The following is a 7,196-nucleotide window of genomic DNA, read 5'->3' on the forward strand; positions in this document are numbered from 1 at the left end:
GGTCCGCCCCCTCGGCGGACCGGGCCTTCCGGCGTCCCCGGCACCGTCGGCCGTTCCGGTCGGCCGTCAGCCCCGGCGCCCCTCGGCGGCGGCGGCCTCGACCAGGCCCTCGAACACGGCCTGCTGCGCCGGGTCCGCGGCGGCCGTGTCCTCGGGGTGCCACTGCACCCCGAGGAACCAGCCCGGCGGGTCCGTCAGTTCGACCGCCTCGACGGTGCCGTCGGCGGCCCGGGCCGTCACCCGCAGGCCCCGCCCGAGCCGGTCGACGCGCTGGTGGTGGTAGCAGGACACCTCCCGCTCCCCCGGGCCGGTGACCCGCGCCAGCAGGCTCCCGGGCTCCGGCGCCAGGGCGTGCACCACGTGCCGGTGGTCGTGGCCGGGGCCGCCCATGTCCTGCTCCAGGGTGCCGCCGAGCGCCGTGTTGACCACCTGCAGACCGCGGCAGACGGCGAGCGTCGGCAGCCCGGCCGACAGGGCGTAGCCGGCGAGCGCGAGGTCGAAGGCGTCCTGCCCGGCGTGCAGGTCGTAGACGTCCGGGTGCCGGGAGGCGGCGCCGTAGTGCGCCGGATCGAGGTCACCGCCGCCGGGCAGCAGCAGGCCGGCGCAACGGGCGAGCCGTTCGGCGACCTCGTCCGCGCCGGCGGCCCCGGGCGTGCGCGGTCCGGCGGGCAGCATCACGAACGGTTCGCCGCCGGCCCGGTGGACGGCCTCGGCGAGCGACTCGGCGGCCACCAGGGCGGCGTAGCGCAGCGCCGAGGCGGAGGCCGAGAAGCGGGCGGGCAGCGCGATCAGCGGACGGGGCCCGCTCACAGCCGGATCCAGGTGGTCTTGAGGTCGGTGTACTTGTCCAGGGCGTGCGCGGACTTGTCCCGCCCGTGCCCGGACTGCTTGACGCCGCCGAAGGGCACTTCGAGGCCGCCCTCCTCGTAGCAGTTGACCCAGACGGTACCGGCGCGCAGGGCCCGGGACATCCGGTGCGCGGTGGCGAGGTCGGCCGTCCAGAGGCCGGCGGCCAGCCCGTAGACGCTGTCGTTGGCGAGCCGGACGGCCTCCTCGGGGGTGTCGAAGACCTGCACGGCGAGCACGGGGCCGAACACCTCCTCCCGGGCGAGCCGCATGTCCGGGCCGACCCGGTCGAAGACGGTCGGCTCCAGGTACCAGCCGCCGGTGTCCGGGAGCGCCGGCCCGCCGCCGGCCCGCGGCCGGGCGCCGTCCTCGCGGGCGGCCGCGATGTGCCCGAGGACACGGTCCCGGTGGGCTGCGCTGACCAGCGGGCCCATCTCGGTGGCCGGGTCGAGCGGGTCGCCGACCCGCAGGGTGCGGGCCCGGGCGACCACCGCGTCGACCACCCGGTCGGCGACGTCGCGGTGGACCAGCAGCCGGGAGGGGGCGGTGCACATCTCGCCCTGGTTGAAGAAGATGCCCCAGGCCGCGGTGGCCGCCGCCTGCTCCAGGTCGGGGGCGTCGGGCAGCACGATGTTCGGGGACTTGCCGCCGAGTTCGAGCCAGACCCGCTTGAGGTTGGAGTCGGCGGCGTAGCGCAGGAAGTGGCGGCCGACCTCGGTGGAGCCGGTGAAGGCGAGCGCGTCGACGTCCGGGTGGCGGCCGAGCGCGCGGCCCGCGTCGGGGCCCTGGCCGGCCAGCACGTTGAGGACGCCGTCCGGCAGCCCGGCCTCGGCGGCCAGCGCGCCCAGGCGCAGCGCGGAGAGCGGGGACTGCTCGGCGGGCTTGAGGACGACGGTGCAGCCGGCGGCGAGCGCGGGCGCGGCCTTCCAGGCCGCCATGGTGAGCGGGAAGTTCCAGGGCACGACCGCCGCGACGACGCCGACCGGCTCGCGGGTGACGAGCGCGAGGGCGTCGGCGGGGGTGTGCGGGGCCTCGTCGGTGAGCTTGTCGGCGAGCTGGCCGTACCAGCGGAAGGTGGCGGCGACGGCGCGCAGTTCGATGTCGCGGGCCTCGGTGACGGGCTTGCCCATCTCCAGGCTGATCAGCAGGGCGAGTTCGTCGCGGTGCTCCTCGACCAGGTCGGCGAGCCGCTGGAGCGCCCGGCCCCGGTCGGCGGGGGCCAGCCGGGGCCAGGGGCCGTGGTCGAAGGCCCGGCGGGCGGCGGCGACGGCGGCGTCGGCCTCCGCCTCGCCGCCGGCGGCGACCTCGGCCAGCACCCGGCCGTCGCGCGGGGAGACCACCGGGAAGGTGGCGCCGGCGCCGGGTTCGGGGGCGCCGTCGATCAGGTGGGCGGTGGGGAGGACGAGGGCGCGGGCGCGGCGGCGCCAGCCCTCGTGGGTGTCCTCGTGGCCCTCCTCGTGGGTGTCCTCGTGGATGTCTTCGTGCTGTGGCGTGCCCGTCACGGTGCCTCCGGTGCGACTCGCGGCGGATACCGCCGGGGTGTCATTTGGAAGCAAACGATAACCAACAATACGCCCGCACCCAAGGGTTGACCTCGACGGATCGGACCCCTACGTTGTTTGGAGCCAAACGAGAACCAGGAGGGCGCACATGTCCGTCCACCCCGCGGCCGGCGTCGACGCGCCGCCGCCCCACCTCGCGACGGTGGCCGGGGTCCCCGTGGACACCCGGCACTGGATCGGCGGGCGCCGCGTCGCCTCCGCCGACACCTTCGCCGACCACTCCCCGATCGACGGCTCCGAACTGGCCCGGATCGCCCGGGGCACCGCCGTCGAGGCCGACGCCGCCGTCGCCGCCGCCACGGCCGCGTTCCCCGGCTGGGCCGCCACCCCGCCCGCCGAGCGCGCCCGGCTGCTGCACGCCGTCGCCGACGGCGTCGAGGCCAGGCTCGAAGAGCTGGCCGCCGTCGAGACCGCCGACAACGGCGCCCTGCTCCGCTCCCACCGGCGCGGCGTCATGCCCCGGGTCGCGCACAACTTCCGGTTCTTCGCCGACCGGCTGCTCGCACTCGCCCACCCGGAGCTGGACACCCGCGGCCACAGCAACCGGGTCAGCTGGGACCCGGCCGGCCCGTCCGTGCTCATCACCCCGTGGAACGCGCCGCTGATGCTGGCGACCTGGAAGGTCGCCCCCGCCCTCGCGGCCGGCAACACGGTGATCCTCAAGCCCGCCGAGTGGTCGCCGCTCACCGCCTCGCTGCTCGCCGACATCGCCGCGGCGGCCGGACTGCCCGACGGCGTCCTCAACGTCGTGCAGGGCTACGGCGCCGAGGTCGGAGCGCCGCTCACCGCCCACCCGGACGTCCGCCGGATCAGCTTCACCGGCTCCGTGCCCACCGCCCGGCGGATCGCCGAGGCCGCCGGACAGCGGCTCACCCCGGTCAGCCTGGAGCTCGGCGGAAAGTCCCCGCTGCTGGTCTTCGCCGACGCCGACCTCGACCTCGCCGCGGACCTCGCCGTCGAGCAGTTCGACAACGCCGGCCAGGTCTGCCTGGCCGCCACCCGACTGCTGGTCGAGTCCTCGGTGGCCGAGGAGTTCACCGCCCGGCTCACCGCGCGCGCCGCCGCCCTCGTCCAGGGCGACCCGCGCGCGGAGGAGACCGACCTCGGCCCCAACATCCACCCCCGCCAGGTGGAGCGGATCGACGGCTTCGTGCGGCGCGCCCTGGACACCGGCGCCCGCGCGGTGTTCGGCGGCGGGCCGAACGAGGAGCTCGGCGGCCTCTACTACCGGCCGACCCTGCTCACCGACGTGCACCAGGACTCCGAGATCGTCCAGGAGGAGGTGTTCGGGCCGGTCCTCACCCTGCAGACCTTCGACACCGAGGAGGAGGCGCTCGCGCTCGCCAACGGCACCCGCTTCGGCCTCGCCGCCACCGTCGCCACCGGCGACCGCGAGCAGGCCGGCCGGGTCGCCGACCGGCTGGTGGCGGGCACGGTCTGGGTGAACTGCTTCTTCGTCCGCGACCTGCGCGCGCCCTTCGGCGGCTCGCGGGAGTCCGGGGTCGGCCGCGAGGGCGGCGACTGGAGCTTCGACTTCTACTGCGACCTGCGCAACACCGTCACCTCACCGAAGGGCTGGGCCGACCATGGGTGAGATCGTAGGCGCCGGGCTGCTCGCCCACGTCCCCACCATCGTGCTGCCCGAGGCCACCCGGCGCGAGCTCAACGAGGGCCGGGAGGTCACCCTGGTCACCGGCCTGCGCGAGCTGCGCCGGGACGTCTTCGAGACCCTGGACTACGACACCGTCGTGGTCCTGGACTCGCACTGGGCCACCACCGTCGAGTTCGTGATCGCCGCCCAGCAGCACCGGGCCGGCCTCTTCACCTCGGAGGAACTGCCGCGCGGCATGCGCCGGATGCGCTACGACTACCCCGGCGACCAGGAACTGGCCCGCTCGGTGGCCGGGTTCGCCGAGCGCCACGGCACCTGGATCACCCCGATCGACGATCCCTGCCTGCCCGTCCACTACGCCACCATCAACCTCTGGAAGTTCCTGGGCGAGGGGCTCCCGGACAAGCGCTGGATGAGCATCGGGGTCTGCCAGACCGGCGACGCCGAGGACCACCTGCGGCTCGGCCGGGCACTCGCCGACGGCATCGCAGCGGTGGACCGCAAGGTCCTGCTGATCGCCTCGGGTGCGCTGTCGCACACCTTCTGGCCGCTGCGGCAGCTGCGCGACCACGAGTCCAGCGACCCCTCGCACATCTTCACCCCCGAGGCGCGCGCCGCCGACGAGGAGCGGATCGACTGGCTGCGCGACGGGCGGCACGACCGGGTCCTGGACACCATGGACGAGTTCCGCAGGTTCAAGCCCGAGGCCGGCTTCGGCCACTACCTGATGATGGCCGGCGCCCTCGGCGAGCAGAACTGCACCGCGCCCGGGCGGCAGTACGGGGAGTACGAGAACTCGGTGGGCACCGGGCAGGCACTGCTCTGGTTCGACCGCCCGGCGGCGGGCTGGACCGCGCCGCGCGCCGGCGCCGTCCGGCACGACCCCCACCACCACGTCGACCCGCACGGGACCGACGACTTCCGGAACGAGGAGACCACCCATGCCTGAGTACCGCCGGATCCTCCTGGACGGCGCCGCCGTCGAGGTCCGCCGCGAGGGCGAGGAGCTGGTGGCCGGCGACGGCCGCCGGGTCGCCGCGGAGACCGCCGTGCACCTGCCGCCGGTCGTCCCCGGCAAGATCGTCGCCGTCCACCTCAACCACCGCAGCCGCGTCGAGGAGTTCGGCATCCGGCTCACCCCCGCCCCGACCTACTTCCACAAGCCGCTCTCCGCGCTCAACGCGCACGGCGGCGCCGTGGTCCGCCCCGAGGGCTGCCAGTACCTCAACTACGAGGGCGAGGTGGCCATCGTGATCGGCCGCACCTGCCGCAACATCGCCCCCGCCGACGCCGGGGCGTACATCGCGGGCTACACGGTGGCCAACGACTTCGGCCTGCACGACTTCCGGGACACCGACGCCGGCTCGATGCTCCGGGTGAAGGGCTCCGACACCCTCGGCCCGCTCGGCCCCGGCCTGGTCACCGACTGGGACTTCCGCGGCAAGTACCTGCGCACCTACGTCAACGGCGTGCTCGTCCAGGACGGCTCCACGGACGAGATGGAGTGGGACATGCACTACCTGGTCGCCGACATCGCCCGCACCATCACCCTCAACCCCGGCGACGTGCTGCTCTCCGGCACCCCCGCCAACTCCCGCCCGGTCCGGCCCGGCGACGTCGTGGAGGTCGAGGCGGAGGGCCTCGGCCGCCTCCGCAACCACGTGGTGACCGGCCCGACCCCGATCCGCACCGACGTCGGCGCCCAGGTCACGGCCTCCGAGGAGGTGCTCTCGACGGCCCTCGGCGGCGACTGGGAGTTCCGCGGCATCCGCCCCCCGGTCCGCACCACCCACTGACGCCCCCGGCCCCGGGAGGCGGGACGGCGGCGAAGAGGAGAGCCTTGCAATTGGGGCGCGCGTGCAACTATTGTCTAGGCAGAGATTGCGCCTGCAATCACTTGTGGCACGTCTCCTCTTCGCCTGCCGATCCGTCCAGGAGTCCGACATGAGCACCACGCTCTTCTCGCCCATCACCCTGCGGTCGCTGACCGTCGCCAACCGGGTGTGGATGCCGCCGATGTGCCAGTACAGCGCCGCGCCGGACGGCGGGGCGGCGGGCGTTCCGCACGACTGGCACTTCACCCACCTGGCCGCGCGCGCCGCCGGCGGCACCGGGCTGATCATCGTCGAGGCCACCGCCGTCAGCCCCGAGGGCCGGATCTCCCCCTACGACCTCGGGCTGTGGAACGACACCCAGACCGAGGCGTTCCGGCGGATCACCGCCTTCCTCAAGGAGCAGGGGACCGTCCCGGTCATCCAGCTGGGCCACGCCGGCCGAAAGGCCTCCACCGAGCGCCCCTGGGTCGACCGCGGGCGCGCCCTCGCGCCGGAGGAGGAGCACGGCTGGCGGACCGTCGCCCCCAGCGCCCTGCCCTTCGGCACCGGGGTGGTCACGCCGGAGGAACTCACCACCGAACAGATCGGGGAGATCGTCCGGCAGTTCGCCGACGCCGCCCGGCGCGCGCTCGACGCCGGTTTCCAGGCCGTCGAGATCCACGGCGCCCACGGCTACCTGGTCCACCAGTTCCTCTCCCCGCACACCAACCGCCGCACCGACGGGTACGGCGGCTCCTTCGAGGGCCGGATCCGCTTCGCCCTGGAGGTCACCGACGCCGTCCGCGCCGTGTGGCCCGAGGACCTGCCGCTCTTCTTCCGGGTCTCCGCGACCGACTGGCTCACCGAGAACCCGCAGGACGGACGCGAGGGCTGGACCTCGGCGGACACCGTCCGGCTCGCCAAGGAACTGCACGCCCACGGCGTCGACCTGCTGGACGTCTCCACCGGTGGGCTCGTCCCCGACGCCCGGATCGAGGCCGCCCCCGGCTTCCAGGTGCCGTTCGCCGAGGCCGTCCGCAACGGGACCGGCATGCAGGTGGCGGCCGTCGGCCTCATCACCGATCCCGAGCAGGCCCAGGAGATCCTCACCTCCGGCCGCGCCGACGCCGTCCTCCTCGGCCGCGAGCTGCTGCGCGACCCCTCCTGGGCCCGCCGCGCGGCCGCCGCCCTCGGTGGCACGGTCACGACCCCGGTGCAGTACCACCGGGCGTAGCCGACCGGCCGGTGCGCGCCCCCGCCGCGCGGGTGGGGCCCGCGGGGGGGCGCCCGGCCCACCCCCCCGGGCGCCCCGGGGCGGGCCGGCCGGCCGCGCGCCCGCCCCGCCGGGGGGGCCACGCTGGG

The 7,196-nt window shown here is 75.2% G+C and carries 6 protein-coding genes; 4 read left to right on the top strand and 2 right to left on the bottom strand.

What is annotated here, in order from left to right; translation table 11 throughout:
* Positions 1-66 precede the first annotated feature (66 nt).
* Together ACFCX4_RS33100 and ACFCX4_RS33105 are read right to left on the bottom strand one after the other, a co-directional pair.
* The gene (locus ACFCX4_RS33100) at positions 67-810 is read right to left on the bottom strand and encodes a gamma-glutamyl-gamma-aminobutyrate hydrolase family protein (protein WP_376150620.1); all 744 of its coding nucleotides are present in this window, start codon (positions 808-810) and stop codon (positions 67-69) included.
* Entirely contained in the window at positions 807-2,321 is a 1,515-nt protein-coding gene (locus ACFCX4_RS33105) for an aldehyde dehydrogenase family protein (protein WP_376150630.1), read from the bottom strand. The genes ACFCX4_RS33100 and ACFCX4_RS33105 overlap by 4 nt, the downstream gene beginning before the upstream one ends.
* A gap of 175 nt (positions 2,322-2,496) precedes the next feature.
* Between ACFCX4_RS33105 and ACFCX4_RS33110 the strand changes: the two genes are divergently transcribed.
* The 4 genes from ACFCX4_RS33110 (at position 2,497) to ACFCX4_RS33125 (ending at position 7,068) form a co-directional block, all read left to right on the top strand.
* Positions 2,497-4,002 (top strand): aldehyde dehydrogenase, encoded by a 1,506-nt coding sequence (locus ACFCX4_RS33110; RefSeq protein ID WP_376150622.1) that lies wholly within the window; start codon positions 2,497-2,499, stop codon positions 4,000-4,002.
* On the top strand, positions 3,995-4,969 hold the full coding sequence (locus ACFCX4_RS33115) for a 3,4-dihydroxyphenylacetate 2,3-dioxygenase (RefSeq protein ID WP_376150624.1): 975 nt from the start codon (positions 3,995-3,997) through the stop codon (positions 4,967-4,969). The genes ACFCX4_RS33110 and ACFCX4_RS33115 overlap by 8 nt, the downstream gene beginning before the upstream one ends.
* Positions 4,962-5,816, top strand: a complete 855-nt coding sequence (locus ACFCX4_RS33120) for a fumarylacetoacetate hydrolase family protein (protein ID WP_376150626.1) — start codon at positions 4,962-4,964, stop codon at positions 5,814-5,816. The genes ACFCX4_RS33115 and ACFCX4_RS33120 overlap by 8 nt, the downstream gene beginning before the upstream one ends.
* Positions 5,817-5,964: 148 nt before the next feature.
* Entirely contained in the window at positions 5,965-7,068 is a 1,104-nt protein-coding gene (locus ACFCX4_RS33125) for an NADH:flavin oxidoreductase/NADH oxidase (RefSeq protein ID WP_376150628.1), read from the top strand.
* Positions 7,069-7,196: the final 128 nt, after the last annotated feature.

This window comes from Kitasatospora sp. NPDC056327, assembly GCF_042261735.1.
In the GTDB taxonomy this organism is placed as follows: Bacteria; Actinomycetota; Actinomycetes; order Streptomycetales; family Streptomycetaceae; genus Kitasatospora.

Coding starts and splice junctions, on each gene's coding strand:
- ACFCX4_RS33125 (WP_376150628.1), top strand. CDS start 5,965: ATGAGCACCACGCTCTTCTCGCCCATCACCCTGCGGTCGCTGACCGTC.
- ACFCX4_RS33120 (WP_376150626.1), top strand. CDS start 4,962: ATGCCTGAGTACCGCCGGATCCTCCTGGACGGCGCCGCCGTCGAGGTC.
- ACFCX4_RS33110 (WP_376150622.1), top strand. CDS start 2,497: ATGTCCGTCCACCCCGCGGCCGGCGTCGACGCGCCGCCGCCCCACCTC.
- ACFCX4_RS33115 (WP_376150624.1), top strand. CDS start 3,995: ATGGGTGAGATCGTAGGCGCCGGGCTGCTCGCCCACGTCCCCACCATC.